Genomic DNA, 1,099 nt, shown 5'->3' on the forward strand with positions numbered 1-1,099 from the left:
GTCCGGTCGGCCGCCTCACCGCCGCGCCCGCCGGTCCGGTCGGCCGCCCCACCGCCCCACCGCCGCTCCGATATCGGCCTGGACACCTTCTCGACGCTCGCCGCGCGCACGGCGTCGTCTGGCCCCGCCTGCGGCTAGGCTTGCCCGTGACGGGCAGATGAGCGGGCGTTCGTTCAGCTTGCCCCGGTCCGTCTTCGTTGGGGGAAACGGACGCCGGCCGGGATGGCGCGGCGGTCCGGTCGGTGGGCAGGGCGCCGGGGCATCGTCGTCGACGGCAGCGTCGTCGACGAGGTGAAGCCGCGTGCGCTCGCCCTGGACCAGAGGAGAGTGGTCATGCGCGCTTCGGTTTCCCGTGCCGGCACGGCGCACGTCGGTCGGCCGCCCGCCACGCCGGTTGCCTGCTGATGGCGGCCACGGTGGACGGCCGGCCCGTCGTCGAGCAGCGCGGGCTCTACTACGACGAGCTGGCCGAGGGGGTCGTGTACCGGCACCGGCCGGGCCGCACGGTGGGGGAGGCGGACAACACCCTGTTCACGACGCTGACGATGAACATGCAGGCGCTGCACCTCGACGAGGCCTGGAGCGCGACGCAGCCGTTCGGGCAGCGGCTGGTCAACAGCCTGTTCACGCTGTCGACGCTGGTGGGCCTGTCGGTGGCGCAACTGACCCAGGGCACGACGGTGGCGAACCTCGGCTTCGGCGCGGTGCGCTTCCCCGCGCCGGTGTTTGTGGGCGACACCCTCTACGCGGAGACGGTCGTGCGCAGCCGGCGGCTGTCGAGCAGCCGGTCGGACACGGGCGTCGTCGAGTTCGAGCACACGGCACGCAACCAGGACGGCGTGGTGGTGGCCATCGCGACCCGCTCGGCGCTGATGCTCCTTCGGCCCACGGGAACGCCGGGTTCGGCCTCGGCCGAGCGGGACGGGGCGCGTTCTGATGTCGGCTGAGCTCGGGGGCACGACGCTGCTGTTCTGCCCCGCGGACCGGCCGGATCGCTTCGCCCGGGCGGCGGACGCCGCGGACCTCGTCATCCTCGACCTGGAGGACGGCGTGGCCCCCCCGGCGCGGCCCGCGGCCCGGGCGGCGCTGGTGGCGGCCC

Annotated in this window: 1 protein-coding gene and 1 pseudogene; both read left to right on the top strand. The window is 74.6% G+C overall.

Annotation, left to right across the window (positions count from 1 at the left end; translation table 11 throughout):
• Positions 1 to 404 precede the first annotated feature (404 nt).
• The gene (locus ND748_RS32530) at positions 405 to 947 is read left to right on the top strand and encodes a MaoC family dehydratase (protein ID WP_251750093.1); all 543 of its coding nucleotides are present in this window, start codon (positions 405 to 407) and stop codon (positions 945 to 947) included.
• Positions 937 to 1,099 (top strand): annotated as a pseudogene (locus tag ND748_RS35235) (aldolase/citrate lyase family protein); the annotation flags it as partial. The gene ND748_RS32530 and the pseudogene ND748_RS35235, both read left to right, overlap by 11 nt.

The organism is Frankia sp. AiPs1 (assembly GCF_023716945.1).
Lineage (GTDB): Bacteria > Actinomycetota > Actinomycetes > Frankiales > Frankiaceae > Frankia.